This window comes from Chromobacterium haemolyticum (assembly GCF_002081825.1).
GTDB classification, from domain to species: domain Bacteria; phylum Pseudomonadota; class Gammaproteobacteria; order Burkholderiales; family Chromobacteriaceae; genus Chromobacterium; species Chromobacterium fluminis.
This window is the reverse complement of the sequence record NZ_MUKU01000054.1, coordinates 1-25,636: the sequence shown is the minus strand read 5'-3', so window position 1 is coordinate 25,636 and position 25,636 is coordinate 1. Positions and strand designations below refer to the sequence as shown.

Here is a 25,636-nt window from a genome sequence, read left to right as displayed (position 1 = left end):
TTCGGCCTGCTTGAGAAAGCCAATGATCTGTTCTTCGGTGAATCTGCTCTTCTTCATGTCCGTCATTCTCCTTCAGTGACGGACTTCTCTCTACTTTTGATTGGTAAGGCCTAAGGGGAGCAGATCAGTTAAAATAAGCCTCTTACCTTCTTTACGCGCTCTGCGCTTGCAAGATTTTTGATATTGTGATTGTGCGCTTGGGTGTTCATATTCAATTGATGTGCATCCACGGTTGAATTATTTGTTTTTACGATTTGATACATCCAGATTTTTTTTGTAACGGAAGAGGAACGGCATGTAACAAGGAGCAGACGGTAAGTTAAGCTTGTACTTTGAGGCTTGGCCTTGCCTAGCTTGATGCAGTGGAGGGTGCAGTTAGCCGGTTAGAGCAAATGAAAACCATGAAAAAACGCTCCAAGTGGGGCGCTTCGTTTTTGCAATGAGGAAGGAGGGGGCATCCGCGGACCTGCATGGTCAGTGGAAGATTGGTTCCGCACCCTTTTGTTGGATGGGAGTGAGTTTCTTGCGTTTGCTCTTGCGTCCCAGTAAAGCTAAAGCCCCGCATCAAGCGGGGCTTTTCCATGGGCAGGCCCAGTCTATCAGTCAATAAAGGTCGCCGGACTAACGCCAAAGCGAGCCGCCAGTTGCTTGACCTGGCGCAGATTCAGTTCGCGCTTGCCGGCCATCACTTCGGACACCACGCCCTGGCTGCCAATCTCCGGCAGGTCGTTCTGGCGCAGGCCGTGTTCCTGCATCAGATGGCGCAGCGCATCCAGGCCGCTGGCGTCCGGCATTGGGTGATTGCGGTTTTCGTAGTCGTGGACCAGGTCCCCGACCAGCTCGCTCAAGTCCCACAGCGGGTGCTGTTCATCGCCCTGGGTGCTGTCCCACAGCGCGTCCAGCAGCTCGCTCATGCGGTCGTAGTGGTCGGCATCGCGGATGGGGCGGATGTCGGTAGCCTGGCTGAAGGCCCGCCAGGCGGGCAGCAGGCTGGCGGCGTCGATACGGGCGTTCATGATTTCCAGTCTCCTTTGTCATACTGGCCATGCGTCAGCACGGCCTTCACATACACCACTTGTCGAGGGAACTGCACAAAGGCGATCAGCCGGAACTTGTTGCCCCCGATATTGAACACCATCAGCTCCCCCACCTTGTCCACGCTGTTGAAGGCTTGCTTCATCGCGGCATAGTTGGCGAACGCGTTCTTTTCTATGACGCGGCGCCAGCCTTGCAGCGGCTGTTCCGCGTCCGGGTGAGTCTGGGCGAAGTCGCGCAAGGCGCGGTTGCTGATCAGTTTCATGGATGTTATTTTATCTCAAAATGAGATATTGTCAAGGCGCAGCTACGTCCATGAGTGCAGGGGGCTACTGAGGGCAGAAGGGGAGCCCATTTTGCCTGTGGGTGACCAACTGTAGGCAAAGTTCAGACAGCATGGGGCAGTCCGTCGCTGACCGGTGATGGAACTCTGCCGGCAGGCCACGGTCAATGAAGATCGCTGCGGGTGTAGCTCAACGGTAGAGCAGAAGCCTTCCAAGCTTATGACGAGGGTTCGACTCCCTTCACCCGCTCCAACACCACAGGAAGTGTGGCCGAGTGGTTTAAGGCACTGGTCTTGAAAACCAGCGATGGGAAACCATCCGTGGGTTCGAATCCCACCGCTTCCGCCAGGGCCTCTAGCTCATGCTTGGTTAGAGCAGCGGACTCATAATCCGTTGGTGCCGAGTTCGACTCTCGGGGGGCCCACCATCTCTCGCCCGGATGGTGAAATAGGTAGACACTACGGACTTAAAATCCGTCGCGCGGCTTCGCGCATGCCGGTTCGATTCCGGCTCCGGGCACCAAATATCCTCTGACCTATCGACTGCTCAGCAGACCACGCACAGTAACGCCCTTGGAATGGCGGCTTGATTAGTTGGCAGCGGCTTTGGCGGTGAGGCGGTAGAGGATAATCTCATCACCGTCCCCTGCGTCTCCCCTAAACCATTTGATCAGACCTTCGTTACTCGATACTTCTAAAGTAAACCCGGCTGGAAACTCATGGCTCAGCCTCTCGTTAAGGCTTTCATATGAGTCCGCACTACGTGCCTCTACATGAGATGCCTCGTGGCTTAAGACGGCAATGTGAATTGTGTTACTCATAGTGCAACCCTCCATTTCAAAATGAGCAAAAAGCCCTGGCTGATATCGGGCTGTGGCAAGGCCTGCGGCGTTAGCCCGATACATAGACTATACCTCCTTTGGAGGGGCTTTTATTATTTGAATTACACTATTTCAATTGTGTGCATGACTCCCTATAATCATCAAACCAACGATTAAAGGAACATGGTATGGAATTATCCAAGCTTGAATTCACCGCACTGATTGCCCTGCAAGCTGACGTAACAAGCGAGATTAAACGCCGCGAAGTGGAAGAAAAATCTAAAGCAAAGAAGCAAATTCTTGAACTCGCCCGCGCCTATGGTTTGAAAGTGGAAGATGTATTGAATAAGGAAACTGCGGTTCGCAAACCGGTGGAGGCCAAGTATCGTCACCCTGATGATAGCAGCCTCACTTGGTCGGGACGCGGACGCAAACCGACTTGGGTTCAGGCCTGGATTGATGGTGGAAAAGCGTTGGAAGAGCTGGCTATCTAGCCGTTGGCAGTGACCCCTAGTCTGATGTTTCAAGGCTACCGATAGTGTGAATGTAGGAAAAGCCCGCATAAGCGGGCTTTATTATTTGTGGTACCAAAGTGATTCCGGCCGCTTTCCTATCGCTGTGTCACCCGCTTCTCCTTTGGCTCTTTAGTCGTGGGCTCCTCCACCGCCTCCAGCTTCATTTCCAGCTCCAGCTGGCAGGTATAGCCGCCGTCGTTCAGGGTGTGGGTGATTTTGTTGATCACCCAGTCGGTGGCGTCGATGGCCGGCTTGAAGCCCTGCACCCTGGCCGGCAGTTCGGCGAACAGCTCCGGCCGGCCGTAGGCCAGGTTGATGCTGAACTCGGCGGCGCCGCGCTGCAGCTTCTCCCATGCCGCTTTGGCCCCCTGCAGCGCGGTGGCTTCGCTGGCGTAGATGTGGCGCAGCATTTTGACGTTGCCGGCGCTGGGCTCCACGCCTTTTTGCTGGATGGCGGTGAGCTTTTTGCGCTTGCTTGTGCGGCCCAGCTTGGTGACGGTGGCGCGGCGTTCGAAGCGGGTGTTTTTGTCGACGATGATTTCGCCGCGCTTGGCCCGGTTCAGATCCTGCCATTGGGCTTTGACGGCGGTGTAGGCATTGCGGTCGGCGATGTTGAAGCGGTGGCTGTCGCCGCTGGCCCGGTTGATAGTGCAGACCGGGAAGGGCTTGCCGCTGACGGTTTCGGCGTCGCCGGCCTTGCAGAACACTAGGCGGCCGTTTTTCACCGTGGCCACGGCGTCGTGTTCGCGCGCCAGCCGGTGCAGCAGCTGGGCATCGCTTTCATTGCGCTGGTCCAACTGTTCTACGCGACGCTTGGCCAACCAGTGCGGTATCGCCGGCTGCAGCTGGTTGGCGGCGGCGATGGCGCGGACGATGGCGCCGAGTGTGGTCTTGCTCCAGCTCTTTTCGCGCTTGGCGGCGATGCCTTCGCGCAGGTCGCTGGAGCGCGCGCGCAGAGTCAGAATGTCCGGCGTGCCGCTATGCTCGACTTCGTCAACGGTGTAGCTGCCCTTGTCGATCAGGCCGCTATGCCGCCAGCCCAGCGCCACGGCGATGACGGCGCCGCGGCCGGGCAGTTCCAGCATGCCGTCGCTGTCGTCCAGCACGATGTCGAGCTGGTCGGCCTCGAAGCCGCGGTTGTCGGTCAGTGTCAGCGCCACCAGCCGGCGGCGCAGCGCGCTGTCCAGCGGCTTGCCGTTGAGGCTGAGCCGCCAGGCCGGCGTCGGCGCGCCGTTGAGGCCGGCGAAGTCGGCGAGGCCGTCCAGGCCTTGTTGGGCGATGTCCCGGCCGGCGGCCATCAGGCTGTCCAGGCTCAAAACGCCAACTCCATCACCGCGCGGCTGAGGTTGCCGAGCAGGTCCAGCATGCTGCCGTCGACGCGCTGCAGCGTCAGGGTGAAGTCGATCTCGCGCGCCTTGCCGTCGCTGAAGAACTCGCGGCGGGTCAGATCCAGTTTCTCGATGACGTAGAAGCCGTAAATCATGCCGGTGCCCTCGATCAGCGGCCAGGCCAGCGCCTGGTCGGCCATCAGCTTGAGCAGGGCCAGCGAGCTGTCGCCGCCGGTCAGCTCCGGCAGTAGCTTGCCGGACAGGGTGATGGGCTCCTCCTCCGGCCCGGTGTACTGGCGGCCGGGCGCGGCGCCGACGCGGGGGTTGCCCGGCCAGCGCCAGCCGAACTGCTGTTTCATTTCCTGATAGGGCAGGGTGCCGCGGGTGAACACGAACAGCCCTAGCGCCATCATCGGCAGACCTAGCATTAGTCGATGTCTCCAAATTTGCTGCGCTGGCGGGCTTGGGCGTCGCGCTGGGCTTTTTCCAGTTCCTGGCGCACCAGCCGCGCCAGCGCGCGTTAGTCCATGCCGGGCGCGGCGTGGATGGTGATCGGGGTGTTGATCATAATGGGAGCGGCGGCGGCCATGGCCGGCCGCGCCAGCGGCGGGCGGGTGTCCAGCTGGCCGGCCAGCGTTGGGCCGGCGCCGAGCACGACGCCGGCGCCGAGGGCGGTCAGCCTGCCGGTGGCCTGGCGCAGCGCGGCTAGCGGGCCGTCCTGGTTCTTAACGATGCCTTGCTCCAGGCCGGCCATGGCGTAGCCGCCGATGCCGGCGAATACGCGAGAGGGCGAGTGGATGTCCAGCTTGTTGCGCAGCCACTCCGGCAGCATGTCGCCGACGCCGAGGATGGCGTCCTTGACCCCGCCCAGCCCGCTTTTGATGCCGTTGACCAGGCCTTGCATGATGTTGCCGCCAAATTCGACAAAGCGGCCTGGCAAGTTCTGGAACCAGTCCAGCAGATCATTGGCCGAGGTTTTGACGAATTCCCAACCCGCGCTGAAGAACTGTTTGATTCGGGTCCAAAGCTTGGCGAACTTGGGGCCGAGCGTGTCCCAGTGGCGCCAGATCAGGTAGGCGCCCACTGCAATGGCGGTGATCAGCAGCAAGATGGGGTTCATCAGCAATACCCGGCCCAGCCAGAACATCGCTTTGCCCACGATGGTGATGGCTTTCCAGGCGGCGCCGCCCATCCAGCGGAGCGCGGTTCCCAAGGATTTCAGCGCGCCGCCCAGTCTGGAGAACGCTAGCCGCCCCGCCGAGGCGGCGATGCCGAGCGAGGAGAAGGTAAAGCGCAGCATGGCCAGTGGGATGATCAGCGCGGCCAGGGTGGCGAGCGCGGCGGCCAGCGTCATCAGCGCGAGGGTGATGGCCTTGGCCGCCGCCGGGTTGGCTTGCATCCAGTCGCTCAGTTTTTTGACGGCGGCGGACGCCATTTCCAGCGCCTGGGTATATTCCGGCATCACCGCATCGCCCAGTACCTTGTAGGCGTCGGCGCGGCGGGTGATCAGGTCGATTTCCTTGCCTTCGGCGGTGTCCTTGGCCTTGTCGTAGATCTGATCGATGTTGTCAGCCCGGGCGTTGACCGCGGCGCTTTTCGCGAATTGCTTTCTTTGCAGCACCAGCTTGCCGAATAGGCCTGAGGCATTGCGGTTGGTGAAGATGCCGCCCAACACGTCTTCGATTTGTTGTCGATCCTTGATGCCTTTCTTTTCCAGGGTGGGCAGCAGGATTTCATCAATCCATTTGAAGGGGTCGGTTTTGAAGGTGGCGGCGCCTTTCAGCGCGCCCGGGTTCAAAAAGCTGACTTGGCCGGCTTTGTCGTGTTTGATTTTGCTGCGGTCGCCGATCAGGTCGAACTTGTCGAGCAGCAGCGCGGCGCGTTTGGTGGTGCGGCCTTGATAGAGGTTTTGGTAGGCGGACATCCAGGCCTGGCCGGCGGTGTCGCCGCCCATCTCCTGAATGACCGGCTCCATTTTGTAATAGAAGGCTTCATTGCTCAGGCCTTGGCCGGCCAAGCCGGAACGCTTGGTGAAGCGATACCACTCATTGGGACCGACGCGGCCGCCGGTGGCGGCGATGACTTGTTGCACCTTGTTGGCTTGGGCCATGAAGTCTTTTTGGTTATTGGCCCCGCCGCGCATTTCAATCACCTTCATCATGTCCATCAGTTGCTTGTCTTTTTCCTGGCCTTCTCCTTCGCCAAACATGGCCTTGTTCGCGAACTTCATTCGGGTCAGCACTGGGGTGACCATTTCGGCGTGGTCGCGATCAGCGAATACCGCCCAGGCATCACGGTCCAGCTCTAGGGTTTCGGTGGCGCTGACGCCGTAGGCATTCAGATTGGCGGCGAACTGCTTGGCGCGATTGGCTTCTTTATCGCCAATGCCCAGTGCGCGCACGCGCTGGAATTCGGTTTGGTAATGCTTGCTTTCTTCGATGGGACTGCGCATGCCGCTGACGATGGCGCGCGGCAGGCTGCCGACATTGACCACCGGCATGCCGAGCTGGCCGGCGCGGTCCAGCGAGCCGCGAAGTCTGGCTTTGTTCTCCTGCAGTTTCTGGCTGCGTTGGCTGGTCTGCTCCAGGGCGCGTTGTTGTTCTTTCAAGGCGCGGGTGACGCCATCCACCTTGCCCTTGAGCGCGGTTTCCGCGTTGCCCAGCTGGGCGACCTTGACGCCGGCCTCGCTCAGCTTGGCGCGCAAGGGGGCCAGATAGCGGGTTTGGCGCTGCACCTGGGCGGTGAGGCTGTGCACGCTTTCGTTGGCCTTGGTAAAGGCTTTGCGGAATTTGGCGGTTTGTTCCTCGCCGGCGCGCATTTGTTCGCGCATGGCGCGCACGCGCTGTTGGGCCTGGTCCAGCTTGGCGCGGGTGTCCTGCAGCGCGGCGGCCTGCTTTTTGTAGCCGTTGATGTTGGACTGCTGACGCTCCAGCGCCTTCAGTTGCTCGCGGGAGTGTTTGACCGCTTGTGCCAGCGCCTTGTTGCCGGCCATGGCGTCGCGCAGCGGGCGGCTCAGTTTGTCCACGCCCGCCAGCAGCACTTCCAGCTTCATCCGGGTATCGCTCATGTGTCCTCGTTGCCGCTGCGCAGGCGGGCGTGTTCGCGCCAGTCAGCCAGTTCGGCCAGGCTCATATGCTCAAACGCCGACGGCGGCCAATGGAACACGACCGCGACGTCGGCAATGGCGTCTTCTACGCGGCCGGGGAGGCCGTGTCCGCTTCGCTCGGCTGCCGTTCCTTCTTCCCCAAAAAACCGGCGACCTCGATGCCGCATTCGGTCAGGTCGGCCGGGTCCATGCTTTGCACTTCCTGTTCGGTCAGCGGCGGCAGGGTGATGCGCGGCAGCAGGGTGATCAGCGCGCCAACGTCCATTTGCAGCAGGTCCACCAGCTTGGTGCCGCGCAGCTGGCCGGCGCTGGGCTTGCTGATGCGGATGGCGGCGATTTGGGTCTGTCCGCGCTGGATAGGCTGGTCCAGGGTGATGGGGTCTTTGTCTTGCATGTTCAATCCTTGGTTTCTCCTCTTTCTCCCGGATCGGGATCAAGCCCGCAGTCCTCCGCGGCGGCGTGCCATGGCCTTGATCTCCATCCCTGTTTGCCAGCAGCCCGGCTCTGGGATAGAATCGCCGTCTCTTTGCCCGCCCCGGTGGTGAAATTGGTAGACACAAGGGACTTAAAATCCCTCGACTTCGGTCGTGCCGGTTCGATTCCGGCCCGGGGCACCACTACGGCAAAACCGTCCGCGAGACGAAAACGACCCGCACAGCCTGGCGCTGAGCGGGTTTTTTTCGGCTTCTCTTAAAGCTGCACCTCGAATTCATAGAGATCGCTGCGGCACAGTACCTCGCTGAATTCCAATACCTGCTCCGCCGCGTTCAAGCTGGTCTGCTGGATGCGCAGCAGCGGCGTGCCGGCCTGCACATGCAATAGGGCGGCGCTGTCCTGATCCGCCGCACAGGAGGCCAGACGGAAGGTCTTGCGACCGATTTCGACGCCATGGCGTTCCCACCATTGGTATAGCGAGTGCTCCAGACCTTCCGGTTCGGGCAGGTAGGCCAGCGGGATATAGGTGGTTTCCAGCGCCGCCGGCGTGCCGTCCATCAGGCGCAGGCGACGAAGTTTGGCAATGTCCGCGCCGACAGGCAGGCGCAGCAGGCTGGCGATGGCGGCCGGCGCGCGTTCTCGCCGCCGCAACAGCCACTGATTGGCCACGCTGCCGCCGTTGCGCAGCACCTGCTCGGTGAAGCCTCCGCTGTCGTTGAGCGAGTAGCGAAAGGTTTGGGCGACGCGAGTGCCCAGGCCTTGCTGACGGGTGATCAGCCGCTTGCGTTCCAGTTCCGCCATCGCCTTGCTGATGGTGACGCGCGACAGTCCCAGTTTTTCCGCCATCTGCCGCTCGGTCGGCAGGAAGGCCCCTTCGGGCAGCAGGTGCTCGCGGATGGCCTGTTCCAGCGCGCCGGCGATCAGCAGATAGCGCGGCGTAGCGCCAGGCTGCCGTAGGCTGGCGAGCAGGCATTCCAGAATATCGCTCATATCGTATGAAAGCTCCTGTGCATGCGCGTTCCAGTCTAAATCAATGCCGGAAGGTATGGGGAGAGCGGTTCAAGCTTTGTGGCATGCTCTCCTGATCAATAGTATGGTTATGTACTATTGGATTTGCATTGGACTTATCATACGATGCCAATCGGAGTCCTTGAGAGTCTGTTCAAAGTCTCGCTAGCTAGGGCGAGACAAGGCGAAAACGGCTGAGAAATCGGAGCGTGGACACGGTACATGAGCATTTTGAAGGTGTATTCACCGTGTCACGCTTCACGATGGGCAGCAGATCGTAAACAGGTTCTTAAACGGGCTCCGGTGTTGGCATCCTGGCGGAGAGAAGTGGTTTGACAATGATTAGCAAGTGCTACCAGTCCATTCTTGGGGCTCTGTATGGGCAGGCGACGGGAGATGCCATGGGCATGCCTTCCGAGCTGTGGCCGCAACGACAGGTGCAGACGTTCTTTGGCTGGATCGACGACTTCCTGCCCGGCCCCGCCGAGAACTTCGCCGCTTCCGAGTTTGTCGCCGGCGAATTCACCGACGACACTCAGCAGGCCATCGCCTTGATGGACGCCTTGATCGCCGCGGATGGCGCGGTGGAACCGGAGCGCATTGCCGCCAACATCATCGCTTGGGCCGAGGGCGTCGACGCCTTCAACAAGAACATCCTGGGACCCAGTTCGAAGGCTGCGCTGAGAGCGATTTTGTCCGGCCAGCCCATCGACTCGCTGGGCGCCAACGGCGTCACCAACGGCGCGGCGATGCGGGTGGCTCCGCTGGGCTGCTTATTGCCCAGCGCGAACCGCGAGGCCTTTATTCATGCGGTGCGGCTAAGCTGCAGCCCCACCCACCAGTCCGATATCGCAGTGGCCGGCGCCGCGGCTATCGCTTGGGCGGTGTCGCGGGCGGTGGACGGGGCGGATTGGCCTTGCATCAAGGCTGAACTGCCTGAAGTCGCCGAGCAGGCGCAGCTGGAGCGTGTCACCACTTTCAGCCCTCTGCTGAGCCGGCGCTTGGATTGGGGATTTGAGGTGGCGGCGCGTTTGCGGGGTCGGGGCGATACGGCGGTGGTTGCCGAGCTGTATCGCACGCTGGGGGCCGGCATGGACACGATAGAGTCGGTGCCGACCGCCTTGGCCCTGGTGGATTGCGCGGATGGCGACCCGCGCCGTTGCGCGGTGCTGGCGGCCAATCTGGGCGGCGACACCGACACCATAGGCGCGATGGCCACCGCGGTGTGCGGCGCCTTGCGAGGCGTGGACGCCTTGCCCGCCGAATGGCGGGAGCGCATCCGGAAAGTGAATGGCGTTGATTTCGAATCTTACGCGCGGGCTTTGAGCGCATTGCGATTTAGGGGGTGAGCAAATGAGCGATGTACAAGCAGCAGAGGGCTGGCGACTGGAGAGCGCAGGCATAGACCTAGTGCCGGAACATGAGTGCAAGGGCCGGCCCATCGAGTTGTTCTGGGTGTGGCTGGCGGCCAATATCGGCATTCTGGGCGTGGTTTACGGCGGCATCGTCACCAGCTTCGGGCTGTCCTTCTTTCAGTCTTTGCTGGCCGCGGCGCTGGGGGTGGCCAGTTTCGCCCTGGTGGGGGTGACCAGCATCGCCGGCCGGCGGGGCCGCACTTCGACGTTGACTTTGTCGCGGGCCATCTTTGGACTGCACGGCAACGCCGCGCCCACCGCCTTCAGCTGGTTCAACTTGATGGGGTGGGAGGCCGTCAACGTGGTGACCGGCGCTTTGACGCTGGCGGCGCTGTGCCAGGCGCTGGGCATGGCGGAGAGCCGCCTGCTGACCGCGGTGTGTTTGTTCTTGTTCATCGGCTTGACCATCGTGGTCAGCCTGCTGGGACAGGCAACCGTGGTGTGGATGCAAAGCTGGTTGAGCCGGATTTTCGGCAGCATGACCCTGGTGGTGATCCTGTACGTGGCGTCGACAGCGAACTGGGGCGCCATCATGGCGCGGCCGGACGGCGACTGGCTGACCGGCTTCTGGCCGGCGGTGTCGGTGATCGCCGCGGGCACCGGCATTAGTTGGGCGATCGCCGGCGCGGACTACAGTCGTTACCAGCGGTCCGGCTCGTCCAACGGCGGCATTTTCGGGGCGGTGATGGTGGGGGCGTCGCTGCCTTTGATGCTGCTGATTTTCACCGGCGTGCTGCTGTCGGCGCAGATTCCGGACCTGGCCAGCGCGGCCAATCCCATTGCCAAGATAGGCGCGGTGCTGCCGGCCTGGATGGCGGTGCCCTATCTGCTGACCGCGACCGCGGGCATTGTGACCATGGCTGTGCTCAGCCTGTATTCGGCCAGCCTCAATTTGCTGACCATAGGCGTCAAGGTCAGGCAGGCGCAGGCGGTTTCCATCAATGCGCTGATCGTGTTGGCGATCGCCGCTTACGTTTTATTCGTCTCCAGCGATTTCCTGGGGCCCTTCATTTCCTTCCTGCTGTTCTGCGGCGTGTTCCTGGCGGCCTGGGAGGCGGTGTTTGTACTGGATTACCTGCTGCTGCGTCATCGCCAAGGTTATGACGATGCGGCCTTGTCCGGCGATGGGCGGCAGGCCTTCCGCGGCGGGCCCTTGCTGTGTTGGCTGCTGGGCGCGGCCTGCGGCCTGCTGGTGAGCAAGACCGGCTTTATCGACGGTCCGTTGGCGGTGGGGGTCTTCGCGGATTCCAGCCTTGGATTGTTTGTGTCTTTTGGAACCAGCTTGCTGGCTTATGGGTTGTATCTGTTGCTGAAGGAGCGACGCACATGACCATTCCGTGTCCAAGTTATCATCCGACCAAGGCTATCCTGGCTTTGGGCGGCGCTGTGGGAGATGTGGTGCTGACCCTCCCGGAACTGCCGCGAAGCGGCGGCGATGTAGAGGCCTTGCAGCAGGAGCGCCAAATCGGCGGCTGCGCCTTCAATGTGGCGAGGGCGCTGTGTCAGTTGAACGCCCCTGTGATCAACGGCATGCCGGTGGGCAACGGACCCTGGGGCGCGGCGATAGACGGGGCGATGCGGGAGTTGGGCCTACCGGTGCTGTTGCGCAACACGAATCGCGACAACGGCTGGTGCGTGGCCATGGTGGAGCCTAGCGGAGAGCGTAGCTTCATCTCCATCACCGGTTGCGAAGGGGAATGGAGCCGCGAGCAACTGGACGCGCTGTCCTTGCCCGCCGACGGCTTGGTGTACGCTAACGGCTATGAACTGGCGGGAGAAGGCGGGCGGGCGCTGCGCGCCTGGCTGTTGGCCTTGCCGTCGGAACAGTTGCGGGTGATCGATCCCGGTCCGCGCGTCGCCTTGCTGGAGCCGGCGTTTCTGTCCAGCCTGAGCGGCACGGAAACCTTATTGACGTTGAACCGGGATGAGATCGCCCTATTGTGCGGCGAGGGCGATCCGGTGGCGGCGGCGCAGCGTTTTGCCAAGGACTACCAACTGACGCTGATCTGCCGCTTGGGCCAGGACGGCGCCTGGGTCTGTCCGGGCACCGACGAGCCATGGCATCTGCCTGGCTACCAGGTCTCTGTGGTGGACACCATAGGCGCGGGCGACGCGCATTGCGCCGGTTTGTTGGCCGGCTTGTCCAGCGGCTGGCCACTGCATTACGCGGTGGATCTGGGCAATCGGCTGGCGGCCTGCGTGGTGGCCAGCGCTGGCCCGGACGCGGCGACGGATTGGGACAGCTTGAACCGCCGCTTTCCCGCCACCTGCCTATGAGTCACATAGGGCGTGTTTGAGGCCGGGAGGCCGGCTTGGCGCGGCGAAAGTGGCAAAAGAAAGACGGATAGGGGTGGAAACGCCGCAATTGGCGTCAAGTGCTGGACATAAAGGGGCATTACTTAGTACTCTCCCACCCTCGTGAGCGCCTGCCCGGCTATGGAGCGCCCGGAGGGTTCCGTTTGGCGCTTTCATCCATTGCCGTCAAGTTGGCTTCGCCGTCGGCAAGCAGGGCGGGCCGATGGGTGTGGGAGCCGCACCCCCCGTTCCGGCAGGCCGCGCCGCCTGGGTCCGGCTCCCGGACGCCCGCCATGATCGGCGGTTTTCACGACGCGCAGACGTCTTGTCTGCGCGTGTTGGTCAAGCCTGATTACGATGTCGTCATTTTTTGGTTGGCTGTCAAGCTGGCCGGGCGACTGGTTGCAGCGCTTCGCTTGATTAGGCAGCATGCGCTGCTTTTGCATCAATGGATCTAGATAGAAGTTCATGAAGCCAAATACTGAAACGGCACTCGGTGCTGCACTTAAGTCCGCTGTACAAAGTCTGTCCAAGAAAAAGCAGACCGAGATGATCGCGGATCATGTCTACAGCAAGTTCGACGTTTTCCGCCAGTTTCGTCCGCTGGCCTTGGGCATCCATGAGAGCCTGATCGCGGCCTTGCCGCAGTTCGACTCGACGCTGATCTCCCGCGTGGTGGCCAATCACTGTCGCAAGCCGCGCTACGTCAAGTCTCTGGCGCGCGGCGGCAAGCGTTTCGATCTGGCCAACAAGCCGGTGGGCGAAGTGAGCGCGGAAGAGAAAAAGGCGGCGGAACAAATGTCCGCGCCCAAGCCGGCTCCGGTCCCGGCTGCGGTGGCTCCGGCCGAACCCGCTGGCGACGCCGCGGAATAAGCGTGCCGCGGCCTCGTGGCAAGAACGTAAAACAGCCTGACAGATCCGTTTGTCAGGCTGTTTTGCATTGGCGAGGTGGAACATTGGCGTTGGCGAGGCGGTCGCAGCAGAACGCGCCGCGCGGCGCCGAATCAGGACAGGAGTAGAATACCCGGCATGAAACGTCTTTTCTTGTGGGCCGCCATGGCCCTGAGCTTGTCCGCTTGCAGCGCGTTGCAACAACTGGGCGCGCCCATCAGTTCGCATCCTTCCTCTCCGGCCAAGGGCCGGCAGCAGACGGCTCCGGCGCCCACCGCCAAGTCGGACGCTTTGTTGCGTGAGGCCAACCGTTTGGCAGACAAGGTCAAGAGCGGCGAACTGACCAGGCTGGCGGCTGCTGATCAGTTGGGCGCATTCCGGCTCAAGGCAGTGGGGTCCAACCCCGTCGACGACAACACCTTCGCCATGTACCGCTATCTGACGGTGGAGCGCGAGGCGGGGCGCATTGATCAGGATACGTTCCGAGCCAAGATGGATGAGCGTTTGCGGGAGTGGATGAGGCGCTGGCCCAAGATGAATCCCAAGCCGGCGGATCCCGCGTTCACTAACTTCCTGCTCAAACTCTACGGCTTGCCGGCCTTGGGAGCTTGAACATGGGCAAGAAAGCCAAGCCGGACGCTGCCGGCTGTCCCTGCGGACTGGGCGGCGATTACGCGGCCTGTTGCGGCCGTTACCTGAGCGAGGGCGGCGAGCCTGCGCCCACGGCGGTGGCCTTGATGCGTTCGCGCTATACCGCTTACGCGCGCGGCGACGAGGCGTATCTGCTGGCGAGCTGGCATCCCAGTACCCGGCCGCAGGCGCTGGACCTGGCCGCGGATGCAGGCGTGGTCAAATGGCTGGGCCTGGAGGTGCTGGCGACAGAGGCCGGCGGCGAGGCCGACGCCGAAGGGTGGGTGGAGTTTACCGCGCGCTATAAAGTGAGCGGCAAGGCCGAGCGCATGCGCGAGCGCAGCCGCTTTGCGCGCGAGGACGGCCGCTGGTTCTACGTGTCCGGCGAGTTGAGCTGAACTCGGTTCAGGCGGCGGATGTCGGCAGCAGGCTTTCGATCACGCGCTCCAGCGCCGCCGGCTTGACGTAGGGGGCGAAACGCCCGCGGATGCGCCCCTCGCCATCGATCAGAAACTTGGTGAAATTCCATTTGATGCGCCGGCTGCCCAGTAGACCAGGCTTGGCGGCGGCGAGATAGCGCCATAGCGGATGCGCATCCGCTCCATTGACATCAATCTTGGCGGACAAGGCGAAACTGACGCCAAAGTTCTTTTGACAGAACTGACCGATGGCGGAGGCGTTCCCTGGTTCTTGGCCGCCGAACTGATTGCAGGGAAAGCCGATGATTTCGAGGCCTTGATCGCGGTGGCGCTGGTACAGTTGTTCCAGGCCTGCCAATTGCGAGGTGAAGCCGCATTCGCTGGCGGTGTTGACCAACAGCAGCACTTTGCCGCGATAGTTCGCCAGCGGCAACGTCGGTCCGTTTAAAGTCTCAATGGAAAAATCATATATGTCCGGCATGTTTCCGCCCTTCGCCAAAGCGAAGATCATGGCAAGAAACCGGAAGAAGAGCAATTGAGCAGGGAGATAAAAAAAGGGGCGCAACGGCAAGGGGGAACCGCTACGCCCCAAGAAGAAATCAATTGCTGTACAAGGGCCGACCAACCGGGAAAGTCAGCTAACCCTCTGTTTATCCTAGAACATTAAGGTGAAATTGCGAGGACGGATTTGGCGTTGTTTAAATGACAAAGGGATGGCCAGGCCATCCCTTTTTTGCAGGAGGGAAGCGGTTCAGGGGCGCGGAAGCGTCACGCCCACCTGGCCCATGTATTTGCCGGCGCGGTCACTGTAGGACACGTCGCAAATTTCATCGGATTCAAAGAACAGCACCTGGGCCACGCCCTCGTTGGCGTAGATTTTGGCCGGTAGCGGCGTGGTGTTGGAGAACTCCAGGGTTACGTAGCCTTCCCATTCCGGCTCGAACGGGGTGACGTTGACGATGATGCCGCAACGGGCGTAAGTGGACTTGCCCAGGCATACGGTCAACACCGAGCGCGGAATGCGGAAATATTCGACGGTGCGAGCCAGCGCGAAGCTGTTGGGCGGGATGATGCAATAGCCCTTGCCGGAGACTTCCACGAAGGAGTTGGGGTCGAAGTTTTTAGGATCGACGATGGTGCTGTTGATATTGGTGAATACCTTGAATTCGTCGGCGCAGCGGATATCGTAGCCGTAGCTGGAGGTGCCGTAGGAGATCACCTTCTGGCCATCCACCATCTTGATCTGGTTGGCCTCGAAGGGTTCTATCATATTGTACTCGGCCGCCATCCGGCGAATCCATTTGTCCGATTTGATGCTCATTGTCTTTGGCCCGTAGCTTATCGATTGATTGTCCGCGATTTTAACCGCAAGCGCTGTGGGCGGCTATCGATAATCCAAGGCGGATCCGGATAGGACAATGCTATTGATGCAGGTCAAGCAGGGCGGGAATTGCCGCGGTTTGCCGATATTCGACGTGGTTTGGCTGGATATACTAATGCAAACCATTCTCGTTCTTGATCGGATCATCATGTTGACTTTGGATGTATTTCCCGCCGGCCGCCACGGCGTGGTCGACCGTCTGGAGCTGGCCGAAGAGGCCATGCGTCGCGTCGCCGCCTTTGGCCTGGCGCCGGGCTGCCGTTTTTATTTGCGTCGGGCGGCGCCCTTGGGCGGGCCTTTGTTGCTGGATGTCGGCGCCACCCGCTTCCTGTTGCGGCGCAGTCTGGCGCGCTTCATCGTGGCGAGGGTGGAAGCATGAAGCGTTTCGCCCTGATCGGCTTGCCGAACACCGGCAAGTCCACTTTGTTCAACCGTCTGACCGGCATGTCGCAGCGTGTCGGCAATTGGCCGGGCCTGACCATAGAACTGAGCAGCGCGCGTTTGTTGTTGGGTGGTCACATGGTGGAGTTGGTGGATTTGCCCGGCGTCAATGATTTGACCGGCTATTCCGACGACGAGGCGGTGGTGCGCGACGTGTTGCTGGCCAGCGCTTTCGATGGCGCCATCCTGGTGCTCAACGCCAGCCAGCTGGACCGGCAATTGCCGCTGGCCTTGCAGGTGCTGGCCAGCGGTCTCAACTGCCAAGTGGTGTTGAATATGGCGGACGAGGCCAAGGGGCTGGGCGTGAGCCTGGACGTGGAGCGTTTATCGGAACGTCTGGGCGCGCCGGTATCGCTGGTGTCGGCCAGGCATATGCAAGGCTGGCCGCCGCTGATGGCGAGTTTGAACCGACTGGCCAACAATGGGGCTCCGGCCGCGAGAGCCGGGCTGGACACGGTTCCGGACACCCAGGCGGCGATGGCGGAGGCCAAACGCTTGCTGGACGGCTGCTGGGCCTTGCCACCTATGCTGCCAGCGCAGCTGACCGAGAAGATCGACCACTGGCTGATGCATCCATGGCTGGGCTTGCCGCTGTTCTTCGCGCTGATGGCGTTGTTGTTCAACCTGACTTATCAGATCGGCACGCCTTTGCAGGAGCTGGCCGGCGCCGGACTGGACTGGGTCAAGGAGCAGGCGCTGGCGCCCTTGCTCGCGCCTTTGCCTGAGATTGTGCAGAGCCTGGCGCTGGACGGGATCTGGCAGGGCGTGTCGACGGTGCTGACCTTCGCGCCCATCTTGTTGGTGTTCTTCGTCCTGATGGCGATGGTGGAGGACTCCGGCTATCTGGCGCGCGCCGCCTATCTGACCGATGCCTTTATGGCCCGGCTGGGGCTGGACGGCCGCGGCTTCGTGATGCAGTTGATGGGTTTTGGCTGCAATGTGCCGGCCATCATGGGCACCCGGGTGATGCGCGAGCGCAAGCAGCGGCTGCTGACCATGCTGGTGATTCCGTTTTCGCTGTGCTCGGCGCGGCTGCAAGTGGTGGTGTTCTTCGCCGGGCTGCTGTTCACGGCGGCGCAGGCGCCGTGGGTGCTGATGGGGCTTTATCTGATGAGCTTCGCCGTCGCGGTGTTCACCGCCTGGGTGTTCAAGCGTCGTTACGCCGGCGGCGAAGCCTTCTTGCTGGAAGTGCCGCCGTACCGGCTGCCCGGCTTGAGCCATTTGCTGAGCCGGGCGGTGGGGGAGGTGCGGGCCTTTTTGCAACTGGCTTCCAGTTTCATCCTGTTGGGGGTGGTGTTGGTTTGGTTGCTGACCCATGTGCCGGCCGGCGACGGCAAGACGCTGGCCGACGCCTTGGGCAGCCTGCTGGCTCCGGTGCTGGACCCGATAGGCATTCGCCACGAGCTGGCGGCGGCCTTGCTGTTCGGCTTCATCGCCAAGGAAATCCTGTTGGGCAGCCTGGCTGTGATCTACGGGGTGTCGGAGGCAGGTCTGGGCGCTGTCTTGCTGCAACATCTGGACTGGCGTTCAGCGATGAGCTTCCTGATCTTCACCTTGATCTACGTGCCTTGCCTGTCCACGGTGGCGGCGATGTACCGCGAGTCGCGCAGCAAGTCCTATACCGCGATGGCGGTGGCGTGGTCGGTGGGCCTGGCCTGGCTGTTGTCGTTCGCGTTTTATCAAGCCAGCGTGCATCTGTGGCCTTGAGGGCTTAGAATGAATGGTTCGCGAATTCCGTTCGCGCCGGCGGATGGCCGGCGTCATTGAACTACAACAACAAGAGGTCGTTATGCAAGGTGATCCCAAAACCATCGAGTTGCTGAACGAACTGCTGGCGGAAGAGCTGTCCGCCGCGGACCAGTATTTCATCCACGCCGAGATGTACAAGGACTTCGGCCTGCACAAGCTGTTCGAGCGCATCGACCATGAGCGCGAGGACGAGCTGTCGCACGCGCGGGTGCTGATCGCGCGCACTTTATTCCTGCAAGGCAAGCCCAATGTGGCCAAGCGCGTGCCCATCGTGGTGGGCGAGAATGTGCGGGCGATGCTGGCCAGCGATCTGGAAGTGGAATACCGCGTCGGCGATTTGCTGAAAAAAGTGGTGGCCCACTGCGAGAGCGTGAAGGACTATGTGACGCGTCAGGAACTGATGGTGTTGCTGGAAGAGACCGAGAACGATCACGCGCACTGGCTGGAGCAGCAGCTGCGCCTGATCGATATGGTGGGCGAACAGAACTATATTCAGTCGCAAATGTAAGCCAGGCTATTTTGACCTTGAGACGGCCGCCTTTGGGGCGGCCGTTTGTTTTGCGGCGGCCGCGCGGGTTTTGACATGGCGCAGCATGGCCGGGACCGTCTCCGTCTATCATCGCCGGCAGATGAATTCGCCGGAGGGCGCGATGTCGCTGGATCTATCCGTTTCCTGGTTGGGCATGAAGATGTCCAGCCCCTTGTTCAATGCTTCCGGCGTCTATTGCCGCACGCGGGAGGAGCTGGAGCAGGTACGCCGCTCCGCCGCCGGCGCGGTGGTGACCAAGAGCTGCACGCTGGAGCCACGCGCCGGCAATCCCGAGCCGCGCTACCGACGCACCGCGCTGGGCAGCATCAATTCCATGGGCCTGCCCAACGAGGGCTACCGCTATTACCTGGACTACGCCCAGGCTTACGAGGACGCCAAGCCCTTGTTCCTGTCCGTGTCCGGCATGACGCTGGACGATACCCTGACCATCCTGACCGAACTGGCTGCGTTGAAGCTGCCCTGCCTGCCGGAGGTGAACCTGTCCTGCCCCAATCTGCCGGGCAAGCCGCAGCTGGGCTATGACTTCGCCGCCAGCGCCGAGGCCCTGGCGGCGATCAGCCGGGCATACGCGCGGCCGTTCGGCGTCAAGCTGCCGCCGTATTTCGATCCGGCGCACTTCGCCGCCATGGCCGCGGTGTTGAACGCCTTCCCGCTGCTGCGCTTCGTCACCTGCATCAACTCGGTGGGCAACGGCCTGGTGATAGATCTGGACAGCGAGTCCGCGGTGATCAAGCCCAAGGGCGGTTTGGGCGGGCTGGGCGGCGATTATGTGTTGCCGACGGCGCTGGCCAATGTGCGCGAGTTCGCCGTGTTGCTGGCCGACAAGCAGGTGATCGGCTGCGGCGGGGTGAAGAGCGGGGCCGAGGCTTTCATGCACATCCTGGCCGGCGCCACCGCGGTGCAGGTGGGAACCTGCCTGCACGAGGAGGGCGTCAGCGCCTTTGACCGCATCGAGGCGGAGCTGGCCGCGATCATGCAGGCCAAGGGCTACCAGCGGCTGGATGAGTTCCGCGGACGGCTGAAGACGCAGTGAGCGCATGAAAAAAGCCCGGAGAACCCGGGCTTTGTTTTAGCGGCTGATCGGCTTGTAGCGGATACGCTTGGGCTTGGCGGCTTCCTCGCCCAGGCGTTTCTTCTTGTCGGCCTCGTATTCCTGATAGTTGCCGTCAAAGAAGGTCCATTGCGATTCGCCTTCCGCCGCCAGGATGTGCGTGGCAATACGGTCCAGGAACCAGCGGTCGTGGGAGATCACGAACACAGTGCCCGCGTATTCCAGCAGCGCGTCTTCCAGCGCGCGCAGGGTTTCCACGTCCAGGTCGTTGGACGGTTCGTCCAGCAGCAACACGTTGCCGCCCTGGAGCAGGGTCTTGGCCAGGTGCAGGCGGCCGCGTTCGCCGCCGGAGAGCATGCCCACCTTTTTCTGCTGATCGGCGCCCTTGAAGTTGAAGCGGCCGAGGTAGGCGCGGCTGGACATTTCGAATTTGCCGACGGTGAGAATGTCGGCGCCGGCGGCTACGTCCTCGAACACGGTCTTGTCGCCGTCCAGACCTTCGCGGGTCTGTTCGACGAAGGCCATCTGCACGGTTTGGCCGATCTTGACCTCGCCGCTGTCCGGTTGTTCCTTGCCGGCTATCATCTTGAACAGCGTCGACTTACCGGCGCCGTTGGGGCCGATGATGCCGACGATGGCGCCCGGCGGGGCCTTGAAGCTGAGATTGTCGATCAGCAGACGGTCGCCAAAACCCTTGGACACGCCGTTGAACTCGATCACCTCATTGCCCAGGCGCTCGGCCACCGGGATGAAGATTTCCTGAGTCTCGTTGCGCTTCTGGGTTTCGTAGCTGGACAGTTCCTCGAAGCGGGCCAGACGCGCCTTGGACTTGGCCTGGCGGCCTTTCGGGTTCTGGCGCACCCATTCCAGTTCCTGTTTCATCGCCTTCATGCGCGCGCCTTCGCTCTTGGATTCCTGCGCCAGGCGGGCTTCCTTCTGCTCCAGCCAGCTGGAGTAATTGCCTTTCCACGGGATGCCTTCGCCGCGGTCCAGTTCCAGAATCCACTCGGCGGCGTTGTCCAGGAAGTAGCGGTCGTGGGTGACGGCCACCACGGTGCCGGGGAAGCGCACCAGGAATTGTTCCAGCCATTCCACGGACTCCGCGTCCAGGTGGTTGGTGGGTTCGTCCAGCAGCAGCATGTCGGGTTTGGACAGCAGCAGCTTGCACAGCGCCACGCGGCGCTTCTCGCCGCCGGACAGCGGGCCGATCTTGGCGTCCCACGGCGGCAGGCGCAGCGCGTCGGCGGCGATTTCCAGCTGGTGTTCGACGTTGTCGTTGGCGCCGGCGGCGATGATGGCCTCCAGCTTGGCCTGTTCTTCGGCCAGCGCGTCGAAGTCGGCGTCCGCGTCGGCGTAGGCGGCGTAGACCTCTTCCAGGCGCTTTTGCGCGCCCATCACGTCGCCCATGCCGCTTTCCACTTCCTCGCGCACGGTTTTTTCGGGGTCCAGCTGCGGTTCCTGCGGCAGGTAGCCGATCTTGACGCCGGCCAGGTGTTGCACCTCGCCTTCGTATTCTTTGTCCGCGCCGGCCATGATGCGCAGCACGGTGGATTTACCGGCGCCGTTCAGGCCCAGCAGGCCGATCTTGGCGCCGGGGAAGAAGGACAGGGAGATGTCCTTGATGATCTGGCGCTTGGGCGGAACGATCTTGCTCACGCGGAGCATGGACATTACATATTGTGCCATCGGTATTCACGCTGGATTGAAGGGGATAAACCGGGATTCTACCAAATCCCCCGGTTTAGGCCAGCCGCGCGGCCGCTAGAACAGTAGCGCCAGCGCCGCCGTGGCCAGCATGGCGAAAGCGCAGGCCACCTTGGCCACCGCGCCGACGATGAAGCCGATGAAGGTGCCGATGCCGACCTTGCCTGCTTGAAAGGCGTCCTTGCGGGCGATGAACTCGCCGATGACGGCGCCGACCAGCGGGCCGAGCAGCACGCCCGCCAAGCCGAAGAACATGCCCACGATGCCGCCGATGAAGGCGCCCCACAGCGCCTGACTGCTGGCGCCGCTGGCTTTTGCGCCAAGCAGGCCGGCGAAGAAATCTATCACCAGGCCCAATGCGGTGAGCAGGGCCATGATGATCAGACTGATCGCGCCCAGGTGGTTGAAGTTGTCCAGCCAGGCGGCCAGGAGCAGGCCGCCGAACATCAGCGGCAAGCCGGGGATGATGGGCAGCATGGTGCCGGCCAGACCGGCGACGATGAGCAGGGCGGCGAGACTGTAGCCGGCGATTTCCATGGTGGTCCTTGCGGGGATGCGCCCGCGGCGGAGCCGCGGGCCGGATGTCAGCGGGTGTACTCTTCCAGCAGCTGCAATTGCGCGCAATGCGGCTTGCCGCGGGAGGTGCGGCGCTTGTAGCCGCCGTCCGGCTGCATGTCCCAGGCGTTGACGTTGTCGTCCAGATAGAGGCGCAGCGCCTCTTTGATCACCCGGCGCTTGAGCTTGGCGTCGATGATGGGCACGCAGGTTTCGATGCGGCGGAAGAAGTTGCGGCCCATCCAGTCGGCGCTGGCGATCAGCAGGTCTTCTTTGCGGTCGTTGTGGAAGTAGAACACGCGCGGGTGTTCCAGGAAGCGGCCGACGATGGAGCGCACGCTGATATTCTCAGACAGCCCCGGCACGCCCGGCCGCAGCGCGCACACGCCGCGCACGATCAGCTGGATCTTGACCCCGGCCTGGCTGGCGCGGTACAGCGCGTGGATCACCTGGCTTTCCAGCAAGGCGTTCATCTTGGCGATGATCTGCGCCGGCTTGCCGGCCTGGGCGTGGGCGATTTCGCGGTCTATCGCCTCCATTACCATGCTGTGCAGCGTGAACGGGCTCTGGAACAGCAGCTTGAGCTGGCTGGCGCGGCCCAGGCCGGTCAGCTGTACGAAGATATCGTTGACGTCGCTGGCGATCTGTTCATTGCAGGTCAGCAGGCCGAAGTCGGTGTAGAGGCGAGCGGTGCGCGGGTGGTAGTTGCCGGTGCCCAAGTGGACGTAGCGGCGAAGGCCGTGTTCTTCGCGGCGCACCACCATCAGCATCTTGGCGTGCACCTTGTAGCCGATCACGCCATAGACCACGTGGGCGCCGGCGTCCTCCAGCCGACTGGCCCAGCTGATATTGGCTTCTTCGTCGAAGCGCGCCATCAGCTCCACCACCACGGTCACCTGCTTGCCTGCGCGGGCGGCGGCGATCAGCGATTCCATCAGCACCGAGTCGGTGCCGGTGCGGTACACCGTCATCTTGATGGCCACCACATGGGGATCGGACGCCGCCAGCGTCAGCATGTCAATCACAGGCTGGAAGCTCTGGAACGGGTGGTGCAGCAGAATATCGCCCTTGCGGATGGCATCGAACAGCGGCGTCTTCTTGCGCAGTATCTCCGGCAGCGTGGGGATGAAGGGGGTGAATTTCAGGTCCGGCCTATCCACCAGGTCCGGCACCTGCATCAGCCGCACCAGATTGACCGGGCCGTTGACGCGGTAGACGTCGCGCGGCTTCAGGTTGAACTGGGTCAGCAGGAATTCTTCCATATGCAAGGGGCAGGTATCGGCGATCTCCAGCCGCACCGCGTCGCCGAACTGGCGCTGGCGCAATTCGCCTTGCAGGGCGGTACGCAGGTTTTTCACGTCTTCGTCTTCCACCGTCAGTTCGCTGTCGCGGGTGACGCGGAACTGGTAGCAGCCCTTGACCGCCATGCCGCTGAACAGCTCATGCACATGGGAATGGAGGATGGAGGACAGGAAGACGAAGGTGTGGCGATGGCCGTCGCTGACGTCCGCCGGCAATTTGATCACCCGCGGCAGGATGCGCGGCGCCTGGACGATGGCGATGCCGGAGGCGCGGCCGAAGGCGTCGCGCCCTTCCAGCTCCACCGCGAAGTTCAAGGATTTGTTCAGCACCTTGGGGAAGGGGTGGGACGGGTCGAGGCCGATGGGGGTGAGGATGGGCATCAACTCGCGGAAGAAAAAGTCCTTCACCCATTGCTGTTGCGCGGGGCTCCATTCGTTGCGGCGCAGGAAGATGATGTTTTCCTCGCGAAGCGCCGGAAACAGCACTTCGCTCATCACAGCGTACTGGTCGCGCACCAGTTGGTGCGCGGCGGTGGCCACCTTGGCCAGCGCCTGCTCAGGCGTGGTGCCGTCCGCCAGGATGCGTTCCGGTGTGACCTCGGCGGTTTCCTGCAGCCAGGCCACTCGCACTTCGAAGAACTCATCCATGTTGGAGGACACAATGCACAGGAATTTCAGCCGTTCCAGCAGCGGCAGGTTGGCGTCTTCCGCCTGGGCCAGCACGCGGCGGTTGAATTCTAGAAGGCCAAGTTCGCGGTTGATCAGCAGGTCTTGCGTGTGTGACATACGAGGTTCAAGCCAACAGTGGAGAGTTCAGGGAAAAATAAAGCCCTCGCTTGGAGGGCTGGGCATGGCGATTAGTTCTGCGGCGGAGTGTAGCCGGCGGGAGCGTCGGCGCCGTCGCCGAAGAAGTAGGCTTCCAACTGCGCGGCCAGATACTGGCGGGCGCGGGCGTCGGCCAGGCTCAGGCGGTTTTCGTTGATCAGCATGGTCTGATAGCGCAGCCAGCCTTGCCAGGCTTCTTTCGAGACGTTGTCAAACACTCGCTTGCCCAGTTCGCCCGGCAGCGGCGGGAAGTCGAGGGCTTCGGCTTCGCGGCCCAGCTTGACGCAATTGACGGTTCTGCTCATGGCGCAATCCTTAAAATATCGGAAAAAGGTTAATTCAATATTGTGTCACAGAGATGAAACGCTTCCAACCACGATGCGGCCCTAGACTTACAAGACCTTGACGAAAACCTTGGAGCGGCGCTGATAGTTGTAGAACTGCTGCCGCGCCAGCGGCAGCGCGCTCTTGTCCGCCTCGGCGAAGCCGCGCTCGACGAACCAGTGCGCGGTCTGGGTGGTGAGCACGAACAGCGATTGCAGGCCTTGGGTGCGCGCCTGGTATTCCACGTGTTTGAGCAGCATCTCGCCAAAGCCGCCGTCGCGCTTGTCCTGAGCCACCGCCAGGCAAGCCAGCTCGGCGGTGCCGGCATCGGGGAAGGAGTGCATGGCCACGCAACCGTAGATCTTGCCGTCGTGTTCCAGCACCGAATATTCGCCGATCTCTACCTCCAGATGTTCGCGGCTGCGCTTGACCAGCACGCCTTGTTCTTCCAGCGGCTGGATCAGGCCGATGATGTCGCCGATGTCTTCGATGCTGGCGTTGCGCACTCGCACCAGCGGGTCTCGGGCGATCATGGTGCCGTTGCCGCCGCGGGTGAAGTGTTCCACCAGCAAGGCGCCGTCGGCGTGACGGCTGATCAAGTGGGCGCGGGGAATGCCTTCGCGGGTGGCGCGGATGGCGTAGGGCAGGTAGGCGCTGACGTCTTCCTGCAGCCGGCCGGAAGCCAGCAGATCTTCGGCCTGCTGCGCGGTCAGCGTGCTGATCAGTTCCTCGTCCAGCATCACGCCGCGTTGCTCGATCACGAAGATCAGTTTTTCCGCCTTCAGGGTGATGGCGACGTGGGTGGCCAGTTCTTCCATGGTCAGATTGAAGGCCTCGCCGGTCAGCGAATAGCCGATGGGGGACAGCAGCACCAGTTCGCTGTGGTCGAGGCGGGCGCGGATGGCGGGGCCGTCCGCCCGGCGCACCTGGCCGGTGTATTGCATGTCCACGCCGTCCAGCACGCCCAGCGGCTGTGCGGTGACGAAGTTGCCGCCGGCCACGCGCAGATGGGCGCCGTGCATTGGCGAGTTGGGCATGCCCATGGACAGCATCGCCTCGATGTCGAAGCGGGTGGCGCCGGCGGCCTGTTTGACCACGTCCATGGTGGCGGCGTCGGTGACGCGGCGGTCGCGGTGGAACAGGCGGGCGATGCCGTGTCGTTTCAGCAGGCCCTCGATCTGCGGGCGGATGCCGTGCACCAGTACGATGCGCACGCCCAGGCTGACCAAGAGGTTGATGTCCTGGGCCAGGCTGGCGAAATCTCCGTCCTGCAAGGTTTCGCCGCTGACGGCCAGCACGAAGGTCTTGCCGCGGTAGGCGTTGATATAGGGGGCGGCTTCGCGAAAGGAAAGCACGAATTCGCGGGTAAGCATGGGGTCAGCGGCTCCGGCCGGAAAACTAGGGTTGAGCCGGATAGCGTAGCAGGAATGACGGTGTTTTGCAGGAGTGATCTGCTCCCCTTAGGCCTTACCAATCAAAAGTAGAGAGAAGTCCGTCACTGAAGGAGAATGACGGACATGAAGAAGAGCAGATTCACCGAAGAACAGATCATTGGCTTTCTCAAGCAGGCCGAA

26 protein-coding genes and 5 tRNA genes are annotated in these 25,636 nt (G+C 62.1%); 16 read left to right on the top strand and 15 right to left on the bottom strand.

All coding sequences use genetic code 11. The annotated features are described in order from the left end of the window. Positions 1 to 599: 599 nt before the first annotated feature. Together B0T39_RS23545 and B0T39_RS23540 are read right to left on the bottom strand one after the other, a co-directional pair. A complete protein-coding gene (locus B0T39_RS23545) occupies positions 600 to 1,016 on the bottom strand; it encodes a helix-turn-helix domain-containing protein (RefSeq protein ID WP_081551040.1) in 417 nt (138 codons plus the stop codon). Beyond that, the gene (locus B0T39_RS23540; RefSeq protein ID WP_081551038.1) at positions 1,013 to 1,300 is read right to left on the bottom strand and encodes a type II toxin-antitoxin system HigB family toxin; all 288 of its coding nucleotides are present in this window, start codon (positions 1,298 to 1,300) and stop codon (positions 1,013 to 1,015) included. The genes B0T39_RS23545 and B0T39_RS23540 overlap by 4 nt, the downstream gene beginning before the upstream one ends. Before the next feature lie 197 nt (positions 1,301 to 1,497). On the opposite strand from B0T39_RS23540, the gene B0T39_RS23535 reads away from it, so the two are divergent. The 5 genes from B0T39_RS23535 to B0T39_RS23510 all read left to right on the top strand — a co-directional run bounded on the left by B0T39_RS23535 (position 1,498) and on the right by B0T39_RS23510 (position 2,633). Then, positions 1,498 to 1,571: transfer RNA gene (locus B0T39_RS23535), tRNA-Gly, on the top strand. Positions 1,572 to 1,579: 8 nt separating this feature from the next. After that, a tRNA-Ser gene (locus B0T39_RS23530) sits at positions 1,580 to 1,667 on the top strand. After that, a tRNA-Ile gene (locus tag B0T39_RS23525) sits at positions 1,668 to 1,746 on the top strand. Between the two features lie 6 nt (positions 1,747 to 1,752). Further along, positions 1,753 to 1,841, top strand: a tRNA-Leu gene (locus B0T39_RS23520). A gap of 486 nt (positions 1,842 to 2,327) precedes the next feature. Further along, positions 2,328 to 2,633, top strand: coding sequence for an H-NS histone family protein (locus B0T39_RS23510; RefSeq protein WP_081551034.1), 306 nt, complete (start codon positions 2,328 to 2,330; stop codon positions 2,631 to 2,633). 116 nt (positions 2,634 to 2,749) lie between these two features. Here B0T39_RS23510 and B0T39_RS23505 read toward each other — a convergent pair whose 3' ends face one another. The 5 genes from B0T39_RS23505 to B0T39_RS23485 form a co-directional block, all read right to left on the bottom strand. After that, complete coding sequence (locus B0T39_RS23505; RefSeq protein WP_254894632.1) at positions 2,750 to 3,970, bottom strand: phage late control D family protein; 1,221 nt, start codon at positions 3,968 to 3,970, stop codon at positions 2,750 to 2,752. Continuing rightward, on the bottom strand, positions 3,967 to 4,410 hold the full coding sequence (locus B0T39_RS23500) for a phage tail protein (protein WP_081551032.1): 444 nt from the start codon (positions 4,408 to 4,410) through the stop codon (positions 3,967 to 3,969). The genes B0T39_RS23505 and B0T39_RS23500 overlap by 4 nt, the downstream gene beginning before the upstream one ends. 92 nt (positions 4,411 to 4,502) lie before the next feature. After that, complete coding sequence (locus tag B0T39_RS23495) at positions 4,503 to 7,049, bottom strand: phage tail tape measure protein (RefSeq protein WP_141111381.1); 2,547 nt, start codon at positions 7,047 to 7,049, stop codon at positions 4,503 to 4,505. Next, a complete protein-coding gene (locus B0T39_RS26540) occupies positions 7,046 to 7,255 on the bottom strand; it encodes a GpE family phage tail protein (RefSeq protein ID WP_081551028.1) in 210 nt (69 codons plus the stop codon). Before B0T39_RS26540 ends, B0T39_RS23495 begins: the two co-directional genes overlap by 4 nt. Next, positions 7,174 to 7,482: a phage tail assembly protein gene (locus B0T39_RS23485; protein WP_081551048.1), complete on the bottom strand. Its 309-nt coding sequence runs from the start codon at positions 7,480 to 7,482 to the stop codon at positions 7,174 to 7,176. Before B0T39_RS23485 ends, B0T39_RS26540 begins: the two co-directional genes overlap by 82 nt. A 138-nt stretch (positions 7,483 to 7,620) precedes the next feature. Between B0T39_RS23485 and B0T39_RS23480 the strand changes: the two genes are divergently transcribed. Beyond that, positions 7,621 to 7,705: transfer RNA gene (locus B0T39_RS23480), tRNA-Leu, on the top strand. Between the two features lie 73 nt (positions 7,706 to 7,778). Here B0T39_RS23480 and B0T39_RS23475 read toward each other — a convergent pair. Then, complete coding sequence (locus tag B0T39_RS23475) at positions 7,779 to 8,513, bottom strand: GntR family transcriptional regulator (RefSeq protein WP_081551026.1); 735 nt, start codon at positions 8,511 to 8,513, stop codon at positions 7,779 to 7,781. Between the two features lie 356 nt (positions 8,514 to 8,869). On the opposite strand from B0T39_RS23475, the gene B0T39_RS23470 reads away from it, so the two are divergent. From B0T39_RS23470 to B0T39_RS23440, 6 genes are all read left to right on the top strand, one after another. Next, positions 8,870 to 9,880, top strand: a complete 1,011-nt coding sequence (locus B0T39_RS23470) for an ADP-ribosylglycohydrolase family protein (RefSeq protein WP_081551024.1) — start codon at positions 8,870 to 8,872, stop codon at positions 9,878 to 9,880. A gap of 4 nt (positions 9,881 to 9,884) precedes the next feature. Then, complete coding sequence (locus B0T39_RS23465; protein ID WP_081551022.1) at positions 9,885 to 11,276, top strand: purine-cytosine permease family protein; 1,392 nt, start codon at positions 9,885 to 9,887, stop codon at positions 11,274 to 11,276. Next, positions 11,273 to 12,223, top strand: coding sequence for a PfkB family carbohydrate kinase (locus tag B0T39_RS23460; RefSeq protein ID WP_081551020.1), 951 nt, complete (start codon positions 11,273 to 11,275; stop codon positions 12,221 to 12,223). Before B0T39_RS23465 ends, B0T39_RS23460 begins: the two co-directional genes overlap by 4 nt. A gap of 486 nt (positions 12,224 to 12,709) precedes the next feature. Then, positions 12,710 to 13,114, top strand: coding sequence for a ProQ/FINO family protein (locus B0T39_RS23450; protein ID WP_081551016.1), 405 nt, complete (start codon positions 12,710 to 12,712; stop codon positions 13,112 to 13,114). A gap of 156 nt (positions 13,115 to 13,270) precedes the next feature. Continuing rightward, positions 13,271 to 13,744 carry a hypothetical protein gene (locus B0T39_RS23445; protein WP_043638583.1) on the top strand — a complete coding sequence of 158 codons (474 nt, stop codon included), beginning with the start codon at positions 13,271 to 13,273 and terminating at the stop codon, positions 13,742 to 13,744. 2 nt (positions 13,745 to 13,746) lie between these two features. Then, entirely contained in the window at positions 13,747 to 14,160 is a 414-nt protein-coding gene (locus tag B0T39_RS23440) for a YchJ family protein (protein WP_081551014.1), read from the top strand. Between the two features lie 7 nt (positions 14,161 to 14,167). On the opposite strand, the gene B0T39_RS23435 is transcribed toward B0T39_RS23440, so the two are convergent. Together B0T39_RS23435 and dcd are read right to left on the bottom strand one after the other, a co-directional pair. Next, positions 14,168 to 14,662: a glutathione peroxidase gene (locus tag B0T39_RS23435; protein ID WP_081551046.1), complete on the bottom strand. Its 495-nt coding sequence runs from the start codon at positions 14,660 to 14,662 to the stop codon at positions 14,168 to 14,170. Positions 14,663 to 14,932: 270 nt separating this feature from the next. Beyond that, positions 14,933 to 15,502 carry a dCTP deaminase gene (gene dcd / locus B0T39_RS23430; RefSeq protein ID WP_081551012.1) on the bottom strand — a complete coding sequence of 190 codons (570 nt, stop codon included), beginning with the start codon at positions 15,500 to 15,502 and terminating at the stop codon, positions 14,933 to 14,935. Positions 15,503 to 15,677: 175 nt separating this feature from the next. Between dcd and B0T39_RS23425 the strand changes: the two genes are divergently transcribed. The 4 genes from B0T39_RS23425 to B0T39_RS23410 all read left to right on the top strand — a co-directional run bounded on the left by B0T39_RS23425 (position 15,678) and on the right by B0T39_RS23410 (position 19,335). After that, positions 15,678 to 15,941, top strand: a complete 264-nt coding sequence (locus B0T39_RS23425; protein WP_176219642.1) for a FeoA family protein — start codon at positions 15,678 to 15,680, stop codon at positions 15,939 to 15,941. Then, a complete protein-coding gene (gene feoB, locus B0T39_RS23420) occupies positions 15,938 to 17,710 on the top strand; it encodes a ferrous iron transport protein B (protein ID WP_081551008.1) in 1,773 nt (590 codons plus the stop codon). The genes B0T39_RS23425 and feoB overlap by 4 nt, the downstream gene beginning before the upstream one ends. 82 nt (positions 17,711 to 17,792) lie before the next feature. Further along, positions 17,793 to 18,260 (top strand): bacterioferritin, encoded by a 468-nt coding sequence (bfr, locus tag B0T39_RS23415; RefSeq protein WP_081551044.1) that lies wholly within the window; start codon positions 17,793 to 17,795, stop codon positions 18,258 to 18,260. A gap of 142 nt (positions 18,261 to 18,402) precedes the next feature. Continuing rightward, entirely contained in the window at positions 18,403 to 19,335 is a 933-nt protein-coding gene (locus tag B0T39_RS23410; protein ID WP_081551042.1) for a dihydroorotate oxidase, read from the top strand. Between the two features lie 36 nt (positions 19,336 to 19,371). On the opposite strand, the gene ettA is transcribed toward B0T39_RS23410, so the two are convergent. The 5 genes from ettA to argA all read right to left on the bottom strand — a co-directional run bounded on the left by ettA (position 19,372) and on the right by argA (position 25,435). Further along, positions 19,372 to 21,039 (bottom strand): energy-dependent translational throttle protein EttA, encoded by a 1,668-nt coding sequence (gene ettA, locus B0T39_RS23405; protein WP_081551006.1) that lies wholly within the window; start codon positions 21,037 to 21,039, stop codon positions 19,372 to 19,374. 75 nt (positions 21,040 to 21,114) lie between these two features. Then, positions 21,115 to 21,594, bottom strand: a complete 480-nt coding sequence (locus B0T39_RS23400) for a DUF456 domain-containing protein (RefSeq protein WP_019100492.1) — start codon at positions 21,592 to 21,594, stop codon at positions 21,115 to 21,117. A gap of 47 nt (positions 21,595 to 21,641) precedes the next feature. Next, complete coding sequence (gene ppk1 / locus B0T39_RS23395; RefSeq protein WP_043638572.1) at positions 21,642 to 23,699, bottom strand: polyphosphate kinase 1; 2,058 nt, start codon at positions 23,697 to 23,699, stop codon at positions 21,642 to 21,644. Positions 23,700 to 23,770: 71 nt separating this feature from the next. After that, positions 23,771 to 24,043 carry an oxidative damage protection protein gene (locus B0T39_RS23390; protein ID WP_019100565.1) on the bottom strand — a complete coding sequence of 91 codons (273 nt, stop codon included), beginning with the start codon at positions 24,041 to 24,043 and terminating at the stop codon, positions 23,771 to 23,773. Positions 24,044 to 24,130: 87 nt separating this feature from the next. Further along, positions 24,131 to 25,435: an amino-acid N-acetyltransferase gene (gene argA, locus B0T39_RS23385; protein ID WP_081551004.1), complete on the bottom strand. Its 1,305-nt coding sequence runs from the start codon at positions 25,433 to 25,435 to the stop codon at positions 24,131 to 24,133. Positions 25,436 to 25,636 lie beyond the last annotated feature (201 nt).